Consider the following 19,958-nt stretch of genomic DNA (forward strand, 5'->3'; position numbering starts at 1 on the left):
GGGGTCGGCCTCCCCGGCGGGGTCACAGCCGGGGCTCCAGCTTCGCGATCCGCCGCAGCGTGCGCGGCGCGAACCGCGACAGCCACAGGGCGCCCTTGGACTCCGGGGTCACCGGCACCACGGCCTGGTTCTTCACGACGGCGAGCAGGATCGCGTCGGCGACCTTCTCCGGCGGGAAGTTGCGCAGCCCGTACAACCGGGAGGACCGCTCCTGGCGCCGCTTCTCCTCGGCCTCGTCCACCCCGGCGAAACGGGAGGTGGCGGTGATGTTGGTGTTGACGATGCCGGGGCAGATCGCCGAGACGCCGATGGACCGGGAGGCCAGCTCCGCGCGCAGGCACTCGCTCAGCATCAGCACCGCGGCCTTCGAGGTGCTGTAGGCGGGCAGGGTCCGCGAGGGAAGGTAGGCGGCGGCGGAGGCTGTGTTGACGATGTGGCCGCCCTGCCCGCGTTCGGCCATCTGCCGACCGAAGATCCGGCAGCCGTGGATGACCCCCCACAGGTTCACGTCGAGGACCTTCTTCCAGTCCTCGGCGCTGGTGTCCAGGAAGGAACCCGAGAGCCCGATCCCGGCGTTGTTGACCAGGACGTCCACGATCCCGTACTCGGCGGCGACCTTCGCCGCGAGCTTCTCCATCGCCTGTTCGTCGCTGACGTCCACGCACTCGCCCCAGGCTTCGGGGGCGCCCACGAGGCGGGCCATCTCGGCGGTGCGGGCCGCGCCCTCAAAGTCCCGGTCCACGGCCACCACCCGCGCCCCGGCCTCGGCGAACGCGAAGGCGGTGGCCCGGCCGATGCCGCTGGCGGCGCCCGTGACCAGGACGAGCTGCCCGCCGAAGCGGTCGGCGTACCGGCCGGGTGCCTTCTGCTCGGGAGCCCGGGCCGCCGGCTCCTCGCGCGCCGTGACGAACTCCGAGATCCACGCCGACACCTGGTCGGGCCGCGTGCGCGGGATCCAGTGCTGGGCGGGCAGGGTCCGCCGCACCAGGTCGGGAGCCCACAGCTCCAGGTCGTCGTAGAGCCGCGGCGACAGGAAGGCGTCCTCGGTCGGGACGATCAGCTGCACCGGCACGTGCGCGTACGCGTCGGCGCGCGGCCTGCGCATCCGGCCCCGTACGTTGTCGCGGTAGAGCCAGGCGCCGTGCGCGGCGTCCGAGACGAGCGAGGCCGTCGGGTAGGCGCCGGCCGGGACCTTCTCCACCCGTTCGAGGATCTTCGGCCACTGCTTGCCGAGCGGTCCGCGCCAGGCCAGCTCCGGCAGCGCCGGCGCGTGCAGCATGCCGACGTACCAGGACTTCGACCCCTGCTTGAGGAGCTGGGCGGTCCGGCCCGGGGTGGGCCGCGCCAGCCGCTTCTTGATCCAGTGCCCGAAGTGGTCCAGGGAGGGGCCCGACATCGAGGTGAAGGAGGCGATGCGCCCCTCGGTCCGGGCCACCGTCGCGAACTCCCAGCCCTGGACGGAGCCCCAGTCGTGCCCCACCAGGTGCACCGGACGGTCCGGGCTGACGGCGTCCGCCACGGCCAGGAAGTCGTCGGTCAGCTTCTCCAGGGTGAACCCGCCGCGCAGCGGCACCGGCGCGGAGGAACGCCCGTGGCCCCGGACGTCGTACAACACCACGTGGAAGCGGGAGGCGAGCCGCTGCGCGACCTCCGACCACACCTCCTTGCTGTCCGGGTAGCCGTGCACCAGCACGACCGTCGGCCGGTCGGGGTCACCGAGTTCCACGACGCACAGCTCGATCCCGCCGGTGGCCACCCGGCGCTCGCGCCCGCCCGCCAGGGCCCCCGCCGCCGTACGGCCGGTGCCGCTCGTCCCGCTCGCCTCGCTCATGCCGTCTTCTCCTCAGCCCAGCGCCGCACGTGCGGCAGGTCGTCGTCCAGCCAGAACGCGCTTTCCTCGGGATCCCGGGAGTCGGTGACGACCAGGATCTCCTCGAACTTGGCGCCGGTCCCCCGGAACCCCAGGTGCGGCTCCACCGCCCACAGACCGGGCTGCGGCGGATGATCGGAGAAGTGGTACGGACTCCACAACGGGGACCACCCCTCGCGGTGCCCGTGCAACGCGTCCGAGGCCAGCCCCCGCAGGGATCGGGTGCCGAACCCGAAGGCGGTCGGGGACCAGCGGCGCTCCTTGACGCGGTCTATTTTGTGCGCGATGACGCCGAAGGGGTAGGCGCGGTGCCGGTTGGCGTACCCCTGGCGGGTCATCAGCCGCTCGACGTTCTCGTAGATCTCGCGCAGCGAGCGGCGTTCGCGCACCTGCTCCAGGATCAGTTCGCGGTGCGGCCTCAGGTCCGACATCAAGCGGTCCTGCACCGGATGGAGACCGAGGCTGCCCGAGTACCCGATGTCGGCCGCGTAGCCCCGGTGGACGGGCGCCATGTCGAGGATGAACGGCATCCCCGGCTCCAGCCTCCGGCCCGTCGGGAAGAACTGGAGGGGAACCTTGAAGTTCGCGAAGGCCGTACGGTCCCCGAACCAGGCGAAGGGCAGGTGGAACCAGTCCCGCACCCCGCGCTCGCGCAGCCAGTCCCGCTGCATCCGCGCCGCCTCGCGCTCGGTCACCCCCGGCCGCAGCTGCGCCGCCACGGCCTCGGCGCACTCGTAGGCGAGGCGCTGTACCTCTCTGAAGCCGCGCAGCTCGGCCGAGAGCCGTCCGGACCCGTACGCGGTGCGTTGCTCGGTGTGCCCAGCCATGCCTGCCGTCCGTCCCTGTAGCCCTGCGCGCCCGAAACTTGACACTGATGAATGTGACAATGACCGGAGATCACGTCAAGGGTCGTGCGCGGACCTGTGGACAACCCGGCCGGAATCCGGTCCGAATCCGGTCCGATCACGGTCCGAACCCGGACGGAACACGCTCGCGACAGCACCCCCACCGGTGCCCCCACCCCGCCGGCCATCAACCTTCCGTCCGCCCGTGTAGTCCTCAAGGCTGAGACCGGATCCCGCTCCAGGTCTGACGATCCGCCGACCGCGCGGCACTAACGTCGATCGCGTGACTGTCATCGCGACCGAAAGCCTGAGCAAGCGGTACCCCCGAGTGACCGCCCTCGACCGGCTCTCCCTGGACATCGGGCCCGGAGTGACCGGCCTCGTGGGCGCCAACGGAGCCGGCAAGTCCACGCTGATCAAGATCCTGCTCGGACTGTCCCCCGCCACCGAGGGCCGCGCCGCCGTGCTCGGACTCGACGTCGCCACGCATGGCAGTGCCATCCGTGAGCGCGTCGGCTACATGCCCGAACACGACTGCCTGCCCCCCGACGTCTCGGCCACCGAGTTCGTCGTCCACATGGCACGCATGTCGGGCCTGCCGCCGGCCGCCGCCCGCGAGCGGACCGCCGACACGCTGCGCCACGTCGGCCTGTACGAGGAGCGCTACCGCCCCATCGGCGGGTACTCCACCGGCATGAAGCAGCGCGTCAAGCTGGCGCAGGCCCTCGTCCACGACCCGCAGTTGGTCCTGCTCGACGAGCCGACCAACGGTCTCGACCCGGTCGGCCGCGACGAGATGCTCGGCCTGATCCGCCGCGTGTACACCGACTTCGGCATCTCGGTCCTGGTCACCTCCCACCTCCTCGGCGAGCTGGAGCGGACCTGCGACCACGTGGTCGTCGTCGACGGCGGCAAGCTGCTGCGCTCCAGCTCCACCAGTGACTTCACCCAGACCACGACGACCCTCGCCGTCGAGGTGACCGACTCCGACGCCCACCCGGACGGCACCGCCGCCCTGCGCGAGGCGCTCACCGCCGCCGGCATCGCCCTGCACGCGGGCGAGGAGCAGGGCCTGCCCGGCGCCGGTCACATCCTCCTCGTGGAGGCCAAGGGCGAGCACACGTACGACACGGTCCGCGACACCGTCGCCGACCTCGGCCTCGGTCTGGTCCGCATGGAACAGCGCCGCCACCACATCGCGGAGGTCTTCCGCGACAACGACCGGCAAGCCCCGTCCAGCCGGCAGAAGGGAGCCGGTACCGATGGCGCCTGACACCTCGACCCAGATCCACAACATCGGCTACCGGTCCTACGACGGCGCCCGGCTCGGCCGCGCGTACGCCCGGAAGTCGCTCTTCTCGCAGTCCCTGCGCGGAGCCTACGGACTCGGCCGGTCCGCCAAGTCCAAGGTCCTCCCGATGATCCTCTTCGCGGTGATGTGCGTTCCCGCGCTGATCATCGTCGCGGTGGCCATCGCCGTCCCGGGCTCCACCGACCTGCCGATCAAGTACACGACGTACGCCCTGACCACCCAGGTGGTCATCGGCCTCTACCTCGCCTCCCAGGCACCTCAGTCGGTCTCCCGGGACCTGCGTTTCAAGACGGTGCCGTTGTACTTCTCCCGGCCCATCGAGCGCGTCGACTACGTCGTCGCCAAGTACGCGGCCATGGCCTCGGCCCTCTTCATCCTCACCGCCACCCCGCTGCTGATCATGTGGATCGGCTCGCTGCTGGCGAAGTTCGACTTCGGCGACCAGACCAAGGGATTCGCGCAGGGAATGGTGTCCGTCACGCTCCTGTCGCTGCTGTTCGCGGGACTCGGCCTGGTCATGGCCGCCCTCACCCCGCGCCGCGGGTTCGGTGTCGCGGCCGTCATCGGTCTGCTGCTCATCCCCTACGGCGCCGTCTCCACCGTGCAGGCCGTCGCCTACTCGACCGGCAACACCGGCGCCATCGACTGGCTCGGCCTGCTGTCCCCGATCACCCTGATCGACGGGGTCCAGACCGCCTTCCTCGGCGCGACCTCCGCCTTCCCCGGCGGCGAGGGCCCCGCGGCCGGTGTCGGCGTCGTCTACCTGATCGTCGTCCTCGCCCTCATCGTCGGCTCCTACGCCGCTCTGATGGCCCGCTACCGGAAGGCCGGGCTGTGACCATCATCGACATCGACCACACCTCCCGCTGGTTCGGGAACGTCGTCGCCGTCAACGACGTGACCATGCGCATCGGTCCCGGCGTCACCGGCCTCCTCGGCCCCAACGGCGCCGGGAAGTCGACCCTGATCAACATGATGGGCGGCTTCCTCGCGCCCTCCACGGGCACCGTCACCCTCGACGGCGCCCCGATCTGGCGCAACGAGCAGGTCTACAAGCAGATCGGCGTCGTGCCCGAGCGCGAGGCCATGTACGACTTCCTCACCGGCCGGGAGTTCGTCGTCGCCAACGCCGAGCTCCACGGCCTCGACGACGCGGCGGCCCAGCGGGCCCTCGCGACCGTCGAGATGGAGTACGCCCAGGACCGCAAGATCTCCACGTACTCCAAGGGCATGCGCCAGCGCGTGAAGATGGCCTCGGCCCTCGTCCACGACCCGTCCGTCCTGCTCCTGGACGAGCCCTTCAACGGCATGGACCCGCGCCAGCGCATGCAGCTGATGGACCTGCTGCGGCGGATGGGCGCCGAGGGCCGCACCGTCCTGTTCTCCTCCCACATCCTGGAGGAGGTCGAGCAGCTCGCCTCGCACATCGAGGTCGTCGTCGCCGGCCGGCACGCCGCCTCCGGCGACTTCCGCCGGATCCGGCGCCTGATGACGGACCGCCCGCACCGCTACCTGGTCCGTTCCTCCGACGACCGGGCCCTCGCCGCGGCCCTGATCGCCGACCCGTCGACGGCCGGCATCGAAGTCGACCTGAAGGAGGGGGCCCTGCGCATCCAGGCCGTCGACTTCGGCCGCTTCACGACCCTGCTGCCGCAGGTCGCCCGCGCGCACGGCATCCGACTGCTGACGGTCTCGCCCTCCGACGAGTCCCTCGAATCGGTCTTCTCCTACCTCGTCGCGGCCTGAAGGAGCTGGCACCCATGTACAACCCCACCGTCGCCCGGCTCACCTACCGGGCCCTGCTCGGCCGCCGCCGCGCCGCGATCCTCTTCGCGCTCCCCGCCCTGCTGATCGCCATCTCGCTCGCCGTGCGTCTCCTGACGGGCGTCGACGACAAGGTGGCGGCCGACCTCCTCGGCGGCTTCGCCCTCGCGACGATGGTCCCGCTGATCGGCGTCATCGCCGGCACCGGAGCCATCGGCCCCGAGATCGACGACGGCTCGATCGTCTACCTGCTCTCCAAGCCGGTGAGCCGCCCGACGATCATCATGACGAAGCTGACCGTCGCGATCGCCGTCACGATGGCCTTCTCCGCGATCCCCACCCTCATCGCCGGATTCATCCTCAACGGCAACGGCCAGCAGATCGCCGTCGCCTACACCGTCGCGGCGCTCGTCGCCTCGATCGCCTACAGCGCGCTCTTCCTCCTGCTGGGCACCGTCAGCCGGCACGCGGTCGTCTTCGGCCTCGTCTACGCGCTGATCTGGGAGTCGCTCTTCGGCAGCCTGGTCTCCGGCGCGAAGACCCTCAGCGTCCAGCAGTGGGCGCTCTCCCTCGCCGAGAAGGTCGCCGGGGAGGGCTACGTCGACGCGACCGTCGGCCTGCCCACCGCGGTGATCCTGCTCGTCGCGGTCACCGTCGGGGCCACGGCCTACGCGGGCCAGAAGCTGCGCCGGCTCACCCTGGCCGGCGAGGAGTAGGACCGGCCCCCGCCGACGCCCTCACGGGGGAAGCGCCCCGCTCCACGGGGAAAGTGCCCCGCCCGGCCCACCGGCCGGGCGGGGCACCGTCGTACGCGGGATCATCGGTGCATGATCGAGCACACCGAGCCCGAGCCGTCCAGGCCGCTGCGGTCCTGGATACGCTCCTCGCCCGGTACGCACGTCTGGCTCCTGATCATCGCGGTGACCGGCATCGTCGTCGCGATCGCCCCGGACCGGGTCGACCACGCCCTGTTCCACCGCAACAGCAGCAACATCCACCAGCTCGACCAGTACCCGATACGCGCCCTGATCGGCAGCGCCTTCTGGATCGAGAACCCGGCGTCGCTCCCCCTCTACGCCCTGCTCTTCGAGGTCTTCCACGCCCCCGTCGAACGCTGGCTCGGCACCCTGCGCTGGCTCCTGATCGTCGCCACCGCCCACGTGGTCGCCACGCTCGCCAGCCAGAAGCTCCTGCTCATGGCCATCCAGGACCACCGCGCGCCGCACAGCATGACGCACGTCGTCGACATCGGAGTCAGCTACGGGATCGCCGCGTCGGTCGGCGTGTTGACCTACCGCCTCCCCGACCCCTGGAGATGGCTCTACCTCGCCGGAGCCGTCGCCTTCTTCGGGATCCCGCTCCTCACCGGGGGCACGTTCACCGACTTCGGTCACGCCGTGTCCCTCGCCGTGGGGCTGCTGGCCTGGCCCCTGACGCTGCACCCCCAGCCGTACACGGACCGTCTGCCGGCTCATGTTTCACGTGAAACATGAGCCGGATCCCTCGTGGAACACGAGCCCGTGGCGCTCTGCGGCCCTACTCCGGGCCCACCACCCCGTGCTCCCAGGCCCACGCCGCGATGCCCACCCGGTTCCGGGCCCCGACCTTGCCCTGCACGTTCGCGATGTGCGTCTTGGCCGTCCCCGCGGTGATGAACAGCTCCGCCCCGATCTCCGCGTTCGTCCGCCCCCGGGCCACCAGCCGCACGATGTCGAGCTCGCGCCCCGTCAGCACCCCCGTGCCGGGCGTCGACGTCCTCGGCTCGGGGGCCGACAGCCGACTCAGCAGCCGCACCGTGATCTGGGGGCTGATCAACGTGTCCCCGGCCATCGCCGCCCGGACCCCCTCGATCAACAACGCCGGACCGGACCGCTTCAGGAGGAACCCGCAGGCCCCGGCCCGCAGCGCGCCGTGCACGTACTCGTCGAGGTCGAAGGTGGTCACCACCACGACCCGGGTCCGGGGGGCCAACAGCTGGGTCACCTCCAGCCCGTCGAGGCGGGGCATGCGGATGTCCGTCAAGACGAGGTCGGGGTCGAGTTCCCGGGCCAGGGACACCGCGGTCCGACCGTCGGCCGCCTCCCCGACCACCGTCATGTCGGGCTGCGAGTCGAGGACCAGCCTGAACCCGCTGCGGATGTCCTCTTGGTCGTCGGCTATCAGGATGCGCGTGGTCACCGCGCCATGATCACCCCTGACCGGTCCCCTCCGCCGGGAAGACCGCCGAAACCCGCCATCCCCCGTCATCGGTCGGGCCCGCCCCGAACGTCCCCCGCGCGGCCTCCACCCGCTCCCGCAGCCCGACGAGCCCCGAGCCGCCGGTGGGCCGCCGTCTGGCCGCGCGCCCCCGTGCGGTGCGCGCGGGCGCCGTGTTGGCCACGGCCAGCTCGATCCCGCCCGGAGCCCGGCGCAGGGTCACCCGTACGGTGTGCGCGCCGGGCGCGTGCCGTCGTACGTTCGTCAGCGCCTCCACCGCGACCCGGTAGGCGGCGGTGTCCGCCTCCCGGGACAGCCCCGCCGGCGCCCCCGGGTCCGCTTCCCACACACCCCCCTCGAACCGGTCCACGACCCCCGCCAGCTCCGAGAGCCCCGGGGCCGAGGTCGCGTCCCCGCCGCCCGCCTCGCGCAGCGCGTGCACCGTCCGGTCCATCGAGGCCAGCGCGCTCAGCCCCGCCGCCTCGATGCGCTCCAGGGCGCGCAGGGCCTGACGGGGGTCGGAGCCCGCGACGAACCGGGCCGCCTGTGCCTGGACGACGATGGCGCTCACGTCGTGGGCGACGAAGTCGTGCAGGTCCCGGGCCAGTTCGAGCTGTTGGTCGCGCCGAGCGTCCCGGACGGCCCGCCGGGTCCGCGAGGCCTGCCGGCGCAGGTGGAGGCCCACCCCGGCGGCGCCCAGCGCGGGGATGGCCCAGAAGGCCCCCGCGCCACAGGCCTCCAGCCACGACCCCTGATCCCACACCAGGGCCGCCGGCCACAGGGCCACCGCGCCGACCCCCAGGGCGGCCGCGATGGCACCGGGGAGCATCGGCGACCACCGCGCCACCAGCCCCAGCAGCACGAGCAGCGGGACCGTGCCGGCCATGGACCACGTACCGCCCGTCCCGGTCAGCGAACCGAGGGCGGACAGCGCGGCGGTGCCCACCAGGGCGGGGGCGTACGGGAATCGCGGATGGCTGGTCATGCGGCGACCCTACGAGCGCGACCCGGACCGGGCCATCCGCCGTTCGGCAGAGGTGGGTTGGGGCGCCGACGCCACGGCCTGCCGATCGGCCGACGGTGTCCGGCGGGGTGCGGAAGGGGGCCTGGCGCCCGTGACGCCGCCGGCGGGTACCGCCACCGCCGCCGTACGCGGGGCGGGCGGGGGAAATTCGCTGGTAAGGGCCGTGTGACAGGGGCACAGTGAGAGGTGCGGGGAGCAACAAAAGGTCCGGGACGGCCACTTCGAGCGCGCCTTTCGGCGCGGGCCGTCCCGGACCTCTCGTACGTCGGTCCCGCTGTTACGCGGCGCCCAGCAGGCGCTCCAGCACCACCGCGATGCCGTCCTCCTGGTTGGAGGTCGTCACCTCGTCGGCCACCGCCTTCAGCTCCGCGTGGGCGTTGGCCATGGCGACGCCGTGCGCCGCCCAGCCGAACATCGGGATGTCGTTGGGCATGTCGCCGAAGGCGATCGTCTCGGCCGCCTTGACGCCCAGCCGACGGGCGGCCAGCGACAGGCCGGTGGCCTTGCTCAGGCCCAGCGGCAGGATCTCCACTATGCCCGGACCGGCCATGACGATGTCGACCAGGTTGCCGACGATCGCCCGGGCCGCCCTGACCAGCTCGTCCTCGCTCATGTCCGGGTGCTGGATGTAGAGCTTGTTCAGCGGCGCGGTCCAGACCGCGGCGGTGTCGTCCAGGTAGAGCGCCGGGAGGCCCTCCTGCACCTGGTAGCCGGGCCCGAACAGCACCTCGCCGTCCACCCCGTCGCGGCTGGCGGCGAGCGCCACCGGACCGACCTCGGCCTCTATCTTCGACAGGGCCAGCGCCGCCAGCTGCCGGTCGAGGGTGACCGAGGTCAGCAGGCGGTGGCTCCCCGCGTCGTACACCTGCGCGCCCTGCCCGCACACGGCGATGCCCCGGTAGCCGAGGTCGTCCAGTACGTGCCGGGTCCAGGGGACGGCCCTGCCGGTGACGATGATGTGCGCCGCACCCGCCGCGGTGGCCGCGGCGAGCGCCTCACGGGTGCGCTCCGAGACGGTGTCGTCGTCACGCAGCAGCGTGCCGTCGAGGTCCGTGGCGACGAGCTTGTACGGGAACGGGGCGGCCGTGCTCACTTGGCGATCGGCTCCAGGACCTCGCGGCCGCCCAGGTACGGACGGAGCGCGGCCGGAACCCGCACCGATCCGTCGGGCTGCTGGTGGTTCTCCAGGATCGCGACGATCGTGCGCGGTACGGCGCACAGGGTGCCGTTCAGCGTGGACAGCGGCGCGGTCTTCTTGCCGTCGCGGTAGCGGATCGACAGGCGGCGGGCCTGGAAGCCGTCACAGTTCGAGGCGGAGGTCAGCTCGCGGTACTTGCCCTGGGTCGGGATCCAGGCCTCGCAGTCGAACTTGCGCGAGGCGGAGGAGCCCAGGTCGCCGGTGGCCACGTCGATGACCTGGAACGGCAGCTCCAGGCTCGTCAGCCACTGCTTCTCCCACTCCAGGAGGCGCTGGTGCTCGGCCTCGGCGTCCTCCGGCGCGACGTACGAGAACATCTCGACCTTGTCGAACTGGTGGACGCGGAAGATGCCGCGGGTGTCCTTGCCGTACGTGCCCGCCTCGCGGCGGAAGCACGGCGAGAAGCCGGCGTAGCGCAGCGGCAGCTTCTCGGCGTCGATGATCTCGTCCATGTGGTACGCGGCGAGGGGGACCTCGGAGGTGCCGACCAGGTAGTAGTCGTCCTTCTCCAGGTGGTACACGTTCTCCGCGGCCTGGCCGAGGAAGCCGGTGCCCTCCATGGCGCGCGGGCGGACCAGCGCCGGGGTCAGCATCGGGATGAAGCCGGCCTCGGTGGCCTGCGCGATCGCCGCGTTGACCAGGGCCAGCTCCAGCAGGGCGCCGACGCCGGTGAGGTAGTAGAAGCGCGAGCCCGACACCTTGGCGCCGCGTTCGACGTCGATGGCGCCCAGGGCCTCGCCGAGCTCCAGGTGGTCCTTGGGCTCGAAGCCCTCGGCGGCGAAGTCGCGGATGGTGCCGTGCGTCTCCAGGACGGTGAAGTCCTCCTCGCCGCCGACCGGGACGTCGCTGTGGACGATGTTGCCGAGCCGCAGGAGGAGCTTCTTGGCGGCCTCGTCGGCCTCGTTCTGCTCCGCCTCGGCGGCTTTGACGTCCTGCTTGAGCTGCTCGGCCTTGGTCAGCAGCTCGGCCCGCTCCTCGGGAGAGGCCTTGGGGATGAGCTTGCCGAGCGACTTCTGCTCGTTGCGCAGTTCGTCGAAGCGCATGCCTGAGGACCTGCGGCGCTCGTCGGCGGAAAGGAGCGCGTCGACGAGGTCGACGTCCTCTCCACGGGCGCGCTGCGAGGCGCGGACACGGTCAGGGTCTTCACGGAGCAGCCGAAGGTCAATCACCCCTCCAGGCTACCGGGCGGGGCTTCCTGGGATCACACCGATATCACGCTGCGTGTCGCTATGTCCCAATTGAGGGGAATGCAAAACTTCGCCCCGGGCGTCCGTCGTGGGTGCTCCGGATGGCTTGATAAATGCGCTTCCATTCCCCGAAAAGGGGCATCGCGGCGGGCGTCGGGTGCGCCCTGAGCTGTGCGGCAGCGGGTTCCTTGTCCACAGGCATTTCCACCGGAGGCGCCTTATCCACAGGCTGTGTGCGGCGTCTGTGGACATCGAATTAGATCAATAGGCATCCGGGACCGTTCGGCCCCGGTCAGGGTTCAAACCACCCTCACACACTCATTCGGGTGGGAATGACTCGCTCCAAAGAGTTGATCGGTGATACAGGGGTGACGCCGTTCACCTGCCGCTCGCCGGAGCGAAACCTGGGCCGCCGGGCCGATATGTCGACCTTGTCGCGCCGCCCTGTCGACTTGTCCCCAGGTCTTCATCTCGCCCTGTGGATAACTCTGTGGACAAGTGGACGGCGCCTACGCCCGCCCGTCGAGGCAGCGAGTCAGCCAGTCGGACGCCTCCGTGAAGTCCTCGTCCGAGGTGCCCGGCCGCGCCTCGCGCACCTCACTGAGAGCGACACCCGCCCGCGGGTAGGAGCCGAGGAACCGGACCTGGGGACACGTACGCCGCAGACCCATCAGGGCCTCGCTCACCCGACGGTCGGAGATGTGGCCCTCCGCGTCGACGGCGAAGCAGTAATTGCCGATGCCCTCGCCCGTGGGGCGGGACTGGATCAGCATCAGGTTCACCCCCCGGATGGCGAACTCCTGGAGCAGCTCCAGCAGCGCACCGGGGTGGTCGTCCCCGAGCCACAGCACCAGGGAGGTCTTGTCGGCGCCGGTGGGCGCGGCCGGCCGGGCGGGCCGCCCGACGAGCACGAACCGCGTCTCCGCGTTCTGCGCGTCGTGGATCTCGGTGACCAGCGCCTCCAGCCCGTAGGTGGCGGCGGCGAACTCACCGGCGAAGGCGGCGTCGAAGCGGCCCTCCTGCACCAGCCGGGCACCGTCGGCGTTGGAGGCCGCCGACTCCCACACCGCGTCCGGCAGGTGCGTCCGCAGCCAGTTGCGCACCTGAGGCTGCGCCACGGGGTGCCCGGTCACGGTCTTGACGTCCGACAGCTTGGTCCCGGGCCGCACCAGCAGCGCGAACGCGATCGGCAGCAGCACCTCGCGGTAGATCATCAGCGGCTCGCCGGAGGCCAGCTCGTCGAGGGTGGCGGTGACCCCGCCCTCCACCGAGTTCTCGATCGGCACCAAGGCGGCCGCCGCCTCGCCGTTGCGGACGGCGTCCAGGGCCGCCGGCACCGACACCATCGGGACCAGCTCCCGGGTGGCGGCCTCCGGCAGCGTGCGCAGGGCGGCTTCCGTGAAGGTGCCTTCGGGACCGAGATACGTGAAGCGGGTGGCCGACATGCGATCAGCCTAATGCCGGGCCGGCCGCCCCCGCGGGGCTGTTCACCCTTCGAGCAGCCGCTGCCCGACGTACTCCCCGTCGCCCGGACCGGGCGGAACCGCGTACAGCCCGGAGGACTCGTGGCGGATGAACGCCGACAGGGCGTCCCCCCGGTCGAGCTTGCGCTGCACGGGCACGAATCCCCGCAGCGGGTCGGCCTGCCAGCAGATGAACAGCAGACCGGCGTCCGGGCCGCCGTCCGGGCCGATGCCGTCGTGGAAGGAGAACGGCCGCCGCAGCATCGCGGCCCCGCCGTTCTGCTCGGGGGCGGAGATCCGGGCGTGGGCGTTCGCGGCGATGACCGGCTTGCCGTCGGCGCCCAGCTTGTCCAGGGCCGGCTCCGTGGTCTCGGTGCCGCCGGTCAGGGGGGCTCCCGTCGCCTTGTTCCGGCCGATGACCTGCTCCTGCTGGGCCAGGGACTGCTTGTCCCAGTCGTCGAGGAGCATCCGGATCCGCCGGACGACGGCGTACGAGCCGCCCGCCATCCAGGCGTGCTCGGCGGGACCGGGCCCGGCGGCAGGCACGAAGATCCGCTTGTCGAAGTCCGGCTCGGCGGGCTTCGGGTTGGCGGTGCCGTCCACCTGGCCCATCAGGTTGCGGGCGGTCATCGGGGTGCCGGTGGCGCCCGGGGACCGGTTGAAGCCGTTCATCTGCCACCGCACCCGCGCGGCCTCTCCGGCGTCCTTCTGCACCGCCCGCAGGGCGTGGAAGGCCACCAGCGCGTCGTCGGCGCCGATCTGCACCCACAGGTCGCCGTTGCTCCGCCGGCCGTCGAGCCGGTCTGCGGAGAAGTCCGGCAGCGGGTCCAGCGCGACGGGGCGACGCGCGGTGAGGCCCGTACGCTCGAAGAAGGAGTGACCGAAGCCGAAGGTGAGGGTCAGGGACGACGGACCCGCGTCCAGGGCGATCCCGCTGTCGCCGGTCGGAGCCGTCTCGCCCGCCATCAGCCGCCGCGCGGTGTCCGACCAGCGGCGCATCAGGGCCGCGGCCTCCGTGCGCCCCGCACCCGGTGCCAGGTCGAAGGCGAGGACGTGCCCCTTGGCCTGGAGCGGAGTGGTGATCCCGGCCTGACGCTCGCCGTGGAAGGCGACCCGGGTGGCACCGACGGAACTGAGCGCCCCGCCCGCGCCCGCCGAGCCGGCCGGCGAATCGGCGACCGCGGAGTGGACGAGGGCGCCACCCGTGGCGCCGAGCGCGAGGCCCGCGGCGCCCGCCGCGCCCACGGTCCCCAGCAGCCGCCGCCGGGAGATCTCGATGTCGGGGTTGCCCCCGCTGCTTTCGGTCACGCTGTTCAGCCGATCTTGACGTTCTTCTGGACGGTCGTCTGGTCGATGTCGGAGGTGCGCACGGTCACGTCGATGCGCCATTCGCCCACGAGCGGAAGCTGGACCCCGGACGCGGTCCAGTGCCCGGCCGAGGCCCGGTCGGGCTGGACCGGCAGCGGGCCGATCTCCTTGGCCGGGAGGGTGAAGGCGACCTTGACCTCGGGCAGGTCGAGGGGCTGACCGTCGGGCCCGTCGGCCCACACGTGGAGGGTGTTGGCCCCGACCCGGCCCGGGTCCAGCTCCAGCCGCACGTTGCCCTGGCCGTTCTGGCCACCGGTGTCGAAGGGCAGGGTGATCTTGACGGCCCGGTTGGGCACCGCGGTGGAGGCCGCCGGGCCGCGCCCGGTCTCCTGCTCCGCCGCGCGTCCCGGTTCGGTGCTGGTCAGCACCGTGGTGACGGCCAGCAGGACCACGGCCACGCCGGCCTCGGCGAGGACGGAGCGACGCAGGCCGGCGCGGTCCGGATCCGCGTCGCGGACCTGCCGCTCCCGCGCCTTGGCCCGTGCGGCGTTCTGGCGGGCGAGCTGGGCGGCACGTCGGGGATCGACGGAGGCGCCCTCCTCGGCGGGCTCCCCCTCCTCCCGGTCGGCCGGGGGCGATGTTTCACGTGAAACGGCCGGCGTGGTGGTCGACGTTTCACGTGAAACATCGCCGCCCACGAGCACCTCGGCCGGTTCCGCGGCGGGCGTGCGGGCCGGAGCCTGCGCGAGCCGTGCGGTCCACTTGCGGGAGACGTAGGCGATGCCGACGAGGACGGCGACGAGGCCGACCTTGATGATGAGGAGCCGTCCGTAACTGGTGCCGGTCAACGCGGACCAGGTGCCGAGCTGGCGCCACGACTGGTAGATGCCGGTGGCCGTGACGACGAGGACGCTGATGAAGGCGACGCGGGAGAACCGCCGGACGGCTTCCCGTTCGAGGTCCGGGACCGTGTGGAGGGCGACCAGCAGGGCCGCGAGCCCACCGAGCCAGGTCGCCACGCCCAGCAGGTGCAGGATGTCGACCGGCATCGCGATTCCCGGCTGGATGCCGGTGGAGGCGTGTTCGGACAGGGACCAGGTGGCGGCGAGGCCGGCGGCCACGACCGCACCGCCGATGCCGAGCCCGAAGGCGAGGTCGCTCGTCTCCTTCTTCCGTTCGGACGCGGTCTCCGCGGTCTCCGCGGTTCCCCCGCCCACCCGCCCGGTCGCCTTCCCGGTCGCCTTCCCGGCGGACTTCCCGGCGGACGTCTCCGAGGACTTCCCCGAGGCCTCCCCGGGGGTCGCCCCGTCCGTCTCCGGCGCCTTCTGGCGGCGCGCGTAGGCACCGAAGAGCACCGCGACGAACAGCGCGGCCGCGCCGAGCAGCAGCAGGCGCGAGACGAACGAGGCACCCGTCTTGGTCTCCAGGACGGCCCTGAGCCCGTCGAGGTCGAAGACGTCGGCGAACTTCCCCGAGCCGGTGTACGGGGTGCGCAGGGCCAGCATCGCCAGTGTGGCGGCGGTCAGCGTGACCCAGGCGCGCAGCACCAGCTTCTGCAACGACCGTTCCGCCGAGCCCCGGCGCCAGCAGACCAGGATGAAGGCGGCCCCGCCGACGAGGACGGTGAACCCGGCGTAGGCGACGTAGCGGGCGATCCCGTACGCGATCCCGACGGGTCCGCCCCCCGCCTGCTGCTCCGGGAGGGCCACGGTGGTGGCGGAGGGGGCGCCGACGGAGAAGGTGAAGGCGCCCGAGATCGGGTGGCTGTCGGCGGAGACGGCCTGCCACGCCACCGTGTAGGTGCCGTTGGGCAGCCCCGAGTGCAGGGCGGTGCCGTAGCGGATGGTGGATCCGCTGCACATGTCGCGCAGCTCGCCGGTGTCGACGCGTTTGCCCTGGGGGTCCATGACGCGGATGGAGTCGTCGCCCATGGCGACCTGCTCCGAGAAGGAGAGGGTGACCTGGGCGGGTGCCGTGGCGACCACCGCCCCGTCCTTGGGGTCGCTCGCGGTGAGCGCGGCGTGTGCCGAGGCCGGGCCGGCCGCGGTGAACAGGGTTGCCAGCAGTGCCGCGAGGACCAGCGCGAGGCGCGGCAGGAGTGCCGCCGGCCGGGCGCGGGCCGGGAGAGGAGCGGGGGCGGTGGCCGTCATGGCGTGTCAGTTCCTCGGTCCGTCAGTGGGCGTTGGAGTTCTGTGCGTTGTACGTCCGTTCCTTGACGTCCAGCTCGACCTTGACCGGGTCGGCCTTCTCGAAACGCAGCTCGACGGTGATCTTGTCACCGACCTTCGGCTTGTTCTTGAGCCCCATGAACATGATGTGGTTGCCGCCGCGCTCGAGCTTCAGCTCGCCGCCCGCGGGCACGTCCATGGACGCGACCTGCTGCATCTTCTGGTCCTTGGTCTCGTGGATCTGGAGATCGTCCGAGAGCGGGCTGGTGACGCCGGTCAGCTTGTCGGCGGTCTTCGAGTCGTTCTTGATGACCATGAAAGCACCGGCCATCTTGTCGTTGACCGGTTCCGGCATGTAGGCGCCGCTGACCGTGGGAGCGGGCTTGGCCGCCTCCGACCCGGAGTCCGGGTCGGAGGAGGAACAGCCGGATATGGCGAGCGCTGCCGTCAGGGAGAGGGCGGCGGCGAGGGTGCGGGTGGTGCGGGCGTTCACGGGTTCTCTCCCTTGATGATCTTCGGCAGGTCCTTGGTGTAGTCGTCGACGGTCGTGCCCTCGCCGTAGAGGACGTAGCCCTCTTCGGTCTTGGGCGAGAACGCGATGACCTGGGCGCCGTGCATGGAGACGACGCTGCCGTCGGCCTCCTTCTTGGCGGCCTCGATACCGATGCCGAGCGATCGGGCGGCGGCCTGGATCTTGGCGAAGTCCCCGGTCAGTCCGACGAAGGACGGGTCCTGGGCCTTGAGCCACGCGCCGAGGGATTCGGGGGTGTCCCGTTCGGGGTCCGTGGTGACGAAGACGACCTGGAGCTTGTCCTGGTCCTCCTTGGGCAGCGCCTTCTTGGCGACGGCGACGTTGCTCATCGTCAGCGGGCACACGTCGGGGCAGTTGGTGTAGCCGAAGTAGATGAGCGTCGGCCGGCCCTTGGTCTGCTCGCGCAGACTCCACGGCTTGCCGGTGGTGTCCGTGAGGACGAGGTCGGGCTTGTCGAAGGGGCGGTCCAGGACGGTCGATGCTCCGGCCTTCTTCTGGCCGCTGATCTGGGTGACCGAACCGGTGGTCTTGGCACTCTCGCCACCGCAGGCGGTGAGAGTGAGAGCGGCCGCCACCGCGAGGGCGGCGACCGTCACACGTGTGGTGCGCATGAAGAGATGTCCCTGGGATCTGGGATGGTGCGGGTGTACGGGGTCAGGACGTGCGACGGCGCGAGGCGATGCCGAAGGCGACGCCACCGAGGCCGATCACGATGCCCGTGATGCCGAGGGCCCGCGCGGTCGTGTCGGAGGTCTTGGAGGTCTTGGAGGCGGCCTCGTCGTGCTGCCCGTCCTTGGCGTCCGTGGCCTTCTTGTCGTCCTTCGCGTCCTCGGTCTTGGCGCCGGCGTCGTGGTGGTCGTCGCCCTTGGCGGCCGTCAGCTTCAGCACCGGGGCCGGGGTCTGCGGCTCGGCCGCGCCCTCCTTGGGCTCCTCGATCCAGCGGACGACCTCGTTGTTGTCGTACGTCTGGATCGCCTTGAAGACCATCTTGTCGGCGTTCTCCGGGAGCTTGCCGACGGACACCGGGAACTGCTGGAACTTTCCGGGCTCGATCTTGCCGCCGGACCACGTCACCTTGGTGACGGCCTCGTTGATCTGCTTGCCGTGGACGGTGAGCGGCTTGTCGAGCTTGGTCTTCTCGACCTTCACGGTCCAGCCGGGGATGTCCTGGGGCATGACCGAGGTCAGCGGCTGGTCGACCGGGAAGTTGACCTCCAGCTGCGTCGTCGAGGCGTTGTCCCGCTCGTTGGGGACCTTGAACTCGATCGTCGCGTAGCCACCCTTGGTGGCTTCACCCGGCTGCACGCTCACGTGTGCGAAGGCCGGCCCGGACAGGACGAGGACGGTGCCGGCGGCGAGGGCGGCGGCGAGGGAGACGCGCGAGGTCTTCATGGCAGAAACACTCCACGGAAGCGGTGGTGACGGTTGCTCCGCGCACGGGCGCGCGCGGAGTTCGCGGCACCGGTGGCCCCCGCCGTGTGTCCCGGGGAGGAGAGGTGCCGCGTCAGGCTGCGAGGGCGAGCGCCGTGGGCGGCCCGCGCCTGATCACCGTGTGCTGGAGTGCCTCCCGCCCGGTCGCGACGGCGGGAGCGCCGCCGGTCCGGAGGGTCCGCGGGCCCGCCTCGGGCGCGTCGGGAAGTCCGGCCACGAGGGCGCGTACGAAGCTCAGCGCGGCGCGCAGCGGACGTACGGGATCGGTGGGGCCGGCGGTCCGGGACAGTTCGAGGAGCCGGAACAGCGCGGCGTCGCCACGGCCGAGGAGCCAACCGGCCGCGAGCGCGGCCAGCAGGTGCCCGATCATCATGGCGGGGCTGAACAGACCCACGACCGGGGCTCCGGCGGTGTCCGAGAGGTGCCCGTGCGCCAGGTGCCCCTGGGCGGCGAGGGCGTCCGGATCCAGTCCGGCGCTCTCCAGGATCCGCCGCGCGTCGGCCGGGCCGATCGGTACGGAGTTGCCACCGCAGACCAGCTGCGCGGCGAGCGCCGCGAGCGAGGCGTCGGCGGACGCGTCGGCGGAGCCGGCGGCCGCCCGCCCGGCGGCGGCTCCGTGTTGGCCGAGGCCGAAGAGCGTGTGCAGGGCGAGCTGGCACACGGCGAGCCCGGCGGCGATCCCGGGCAGGGAGCGCCGGCGCCCCGCGAGGGGAGCGGCGACCGCGAACACGGAGACGAAGGCGACGCAGAGCGCCCACCACGGCACCGTGGCACACGAGGCGACGGCGTGACCGGCCGCGGACAGCACGACGCAGACCGCGGTGAACACCGCGGCCCGGGTCATCCGGAGGCCCGCTCCGGCGTGCGTCGTGTGGGGGGCAGTCATGGCCGGGTCATCATCGCACTGCGCCCGGGGCGTGCATACGGCAGGTCCGGAACGTCCCGTGCGTCCCTCCGCAAGAGCCCCACCTCGCCATGTTTCCCCCGCCCGGGTTCCGCCCGCGGCCCCGCGCCCCGCACGGCACGGCCGTCAGCGCACCCCGGACGGCACCCCGCACGGCACGGCCCGCGCTCGCTTTACCCGACGACCGGTACACCGACTCCCCGGCGAGCCACATCGGCCGAATGAGGGCTGCGCCGGCGCTCGGGGGCTTACGGCTCACCGCGGGCGGCAATAGGTATCCGTATGAGCATCTGGTGGTCTCTCCACTTGAGGCGCGAAGCCGCGAGCGTGCCGCTCGCCCGGCGACTGCTGCTCGGGACGATGGAGACCGCGGGGGTGGACCCCGACATCTCCTTCGACCTGTCGGTGGCGCTGAGCGAGGCGTGCGCGAACGCGGTCGAGCACGGTGGTCGCGCCCCTGCCCGCGAGGTCCCGGACGAGACCGGGGCGTTCCACGTCACGGCCTATCTGGACGGCGATCGCTGTCGCATCGAGGTGGCCGACTCGGGACCGGGGTTCCCGGCCGCGACGGTCGCCCGGCACAGACCCTCGCTGGCCGAGCACGGTCGGGGCCTGCACCTGATCGAGGAGCTCGCCGACCACGTCCGCTTCCGCAACCGGCCGGGCCGGGGCGCCGTGGTCAGCTTCGACAAGATGCTGAAGTGGCGCGACGACGCGCTGCTGAAGGTGTCGTAGACCGGTGTCGTAGCCGTGCGA

19 protein-coding genes are annotated in these 19,958 nt (G+C 71.8%); 6 read left to right on the top strand and 13 right to left on the bottom strand.

The features are described 5' to 3' along the window. Window positions 1-22 precede the first annotated feature (22 nt). Both ACZ6ZI_RS10275 and ACZ6ZI_RS10280 read right to left on the bottom strand, forming a co-directional pair. Entirely contained in the window at window positions 23-1,831 is a 1,809-nt protein-coding gene (locus tag ACZ6ZI_RS10275; RefSeq protein ID WP_469518436.1) for an SDR family oxidoreductase, read from the bottom strand. Continuing rightward, window positions 1,828-2,697, bottom strand: coding sequence for a M24 family metallopeptidase (locus ACZ6ZI_RS10280; RefSeq protein ID WP_469518438.1), 870 nt, complete (start codon window positions 2,695-2,697; stop codon window positions 1,828-1,830). Before ACZ6ZI_RS10280 ends, ACZ6ZI_RS10275 begins: the two co-directional genes overlap by 4 nt. A gap of 301 nt (window positions 2,698-2,998) precedes the next feature. Between ACZ6ZI_RS10280 and ACZ6ZI_RS10285 the strand changes: the two genes are divergently transcribed. The 5 genes from ACZ6ZI_RS10285 to ACZ6ZI_RS10305 all read left to right on the top strand — a co-directional run bounded on the left by ACZ6ZI_RS10285 (window position 2,999) and on the right by ACZ6ZI_RS10305 (window position 7,284). Continuing rightward, entirely contained in the window at window positions 2,999-3,988 is a 990-nt protein-coding gene (locus ACZ6ZI_RS10285) for an ABC transporter ATP-binding protein (RefSeq protein WP_363053482.1), read from the top strand. Further along, on the top strand, window positions 3,978-4,865 hold the full coding sequence (locus tag ACZ6ZI_RS10290) for an ABC transporter permease (RefSeq protein WP_363053481.1): 888 nt from the start codon (window positions 3,978-3,980) through the stop codon (window positions 4,863-4,865). Before ACZ6ZI_RS10285 ends, ACZ6ZI_RS10290 begins: the two co-directional genes overlap by 11 nt. Continuing rightward, a complete protein-coding gene (locus ACZ6ZI_RS10295) occupies window positions 4,862-5,773 on the top strand; it encodes an ABC transporter ATP-binding protein (protein ID WP_363053480.1) in 912 nt (303 codons plus the stop codon). Before ACZ6ZI_RS10290 ends, ACZ6ZI_RS10295 begins: the two co-directional genes overlap by 4 nt. 14 nt (window positions 5,774-5,787) lie before the next feature. Then, window positions 5,788-6,507 carry an ABC transporter permease gene (locus ACZ6ZI_RS10300; protein WP_363053479.1) on the top strand — a complete coding sequence of 240 codons (720 nt, stop codon included), beginning with the start codon at window positions 5,788-5,790 and terminating at the stop codon, window positions 6,505-6,507. A gap of 111 nt (window positions 6,508-6,618) precedes the next feature. Beyond that, window positions 6,619-7,284: a rhomboid-like protein gene (locus tag ACZ6ZI_RS10305; protein ID WP_469518442.1), complete on the top strand. Its 666-nt coding sequence runs from the start codon at window positions 6,619-6,621 to the stop codon at window positions 7,282-7,284. Window positions 7,285-7,327: 43 nt separating this feature from the next. Here ACZ6ZI_RS10305 and ACZ6ZI_RS10310 read toward each other — a convergent pair whose 3' ends face one another. The 11 genes from ACZ6ZI_RS10310 to ACZ6ZI_RS10360 form a co-directional block, all read right to left on the bottom strand. After that, complete coding sequence (locus tag ACZ6ZI_RS10310) at window positions 7,328-7,969, bottom strand: response regulator (protein WP_469518444.1); 642 nt, start codon at window positions 7,967-7,969, stop codon at window positions 7,328-7,330. A 10-nt stretch (window positions 7,970-7,979) separates the two neighbouring features. Next, window positions 7,980-8,972 carry a sensor histidine kinase gene (locus ACZ6ZI_RS10315; RefSeq protein WP_469518446.1) on the bottom strand — a complete coding sequence of 331 codons (993 nt, stop codon included), beginning with the start codon at window positions 8,970-8,972 and terminating at the stop codon, window positions 7,980-7,982. Window positions 8,973-9,288: 316 nt separating this feature from the next. Next, window positions 9,289-10,104 carry an HAD family hydrolase gene (locus ACZ6ZI_RS10320; RefSeq protein WP_363053475.1) on the bottom strand — a complete coding sequence of 272 codons (816 nt, stop codon included), beginning with the start codon at window positions 10,102-10,104 and terminating at the stop codon, window positions 9,289-9,291. After that, window positions 10,101-11,378: a serine--tRNA ligase gene (gene serS / locus ACZ6ZI_RS10325; RefSeq protein WP_363053474.1), complete on the bottom strand. Its 1,278-nt coding sequence runs from the start codon at window positions 11,376-11,378 to the stop codon at window positions 10,101-10,103. The genes ACZ6ZI_RS10320 and serS overlap by 4 nt, the downstream gene beginning before the upstream one ends. A 527-nt stretch (window positions 11,379-11,905) precedes the next feature. After that, window positions 11,906-12,841 (bottom strand): prephenate dehydratase, encoded by a 936-nt coding sequence (gene pheA / locus ACZ6ZI_RS10330; RefSeq protein WP_363053473.1) that lies wholly within the window; start codon window positions 12,839-12,841, stop codon window positions 11,906-11,908. 42 nt (window positions 12,842-12,883) lie between these two features. Further along, window positions 12,884-14,248, bottom strand: a complete 1,365-nt coding sequence (efeB, locus tag ACZ6ZI_RS10335) for an iron uptake transporter deferrochelatase/peroxidase subunit (protein WP_469518450.1) — start codon at window positions 14,246-14,248, stop codon at window positions 12,884-12,886. Further along, entirely contained in the window at window positions 14,173-16,317 is a 2,145-nt protein-coding gene (locus tag ACZ6ZI_RS10340) for a copper resistance CopC/CopD family protein (RefSeq protein ID WP_469518453.1), read from the bottom strand. The genes efeB and ACZ6ZI_RS10340 overlap by 76 nt, the downstream gene beginning before the upstream one ends. Window positions 16,318-16,339: 22 nt before the next feature. Then, a complete protein-coding gene (locus tag ACZ6ZI_RS10345) occupies window positions 16,340-16,828 on the bottom strand; it encodes a copper chaperone PCu(A)C (RefSeq protein WP_469518455.1) in 489 nt (162 codons plus the stop codon). Then, complete coding sequence (locus ACZ6ZI_RS10350; RefSeq protein WP_363053469.1) at window positions 16,825-17,478, bottom strand: SCO family protein; 654 nt, start codon at window positions 17,476-17,478, stop codon at window positions 16,825-16,827. Before ACZ6ZI_RS10350 ends, ACZ6ZI_RS10345 begins: the two co-directional genes overlap by 4 nt. Window positions 17,479-17,521: 43 nt before the next feature. Further along, window positions 17,522-18,259, bottom strand: a complete 738-nt coding sequence (locus ACZ6ZI_RS10355) for a YcnI family copper-binding membrane protein (protein WP_363053468.1) — start codon at window positions 18,257-18,259, stop codon at window positions 17,522-17,524. A gap of 112 nt (window positions 18,260-18,371) precedes the next feature. Beyond that, a complete protein-coding gene (locus ACZ6ZI_RS10360) occupies window positions 18,372-19,184 on the bottom strand; it encodes a hypothetical protein (protein WP_469518458.1) in 813 nt (270 codons plus the stop codon). A 300-nt stretch (window positions 19,185-19,484) separates the two neighbouring features. Between ACZ6ZI_RS10360 and ACZ6ZI_RS10365 the strand changes: the two genes are divergently transcribed. Continuing rightward, a complete protein-coding gene (locus tag ACZ6ZI_RS10365; RefSeq protein WP_469518460.1) occupies window positions 19,485-19,937 on the top strand; it encodes an ATP-binding protein in 453 nt (150 codons plus the stop codon). Window positions 19,938-19,958 lie beyond the last annotated feature (21 nt).

This window comes from Streptomyces sp. NPDC103540 (assembly GCF_055584445.1).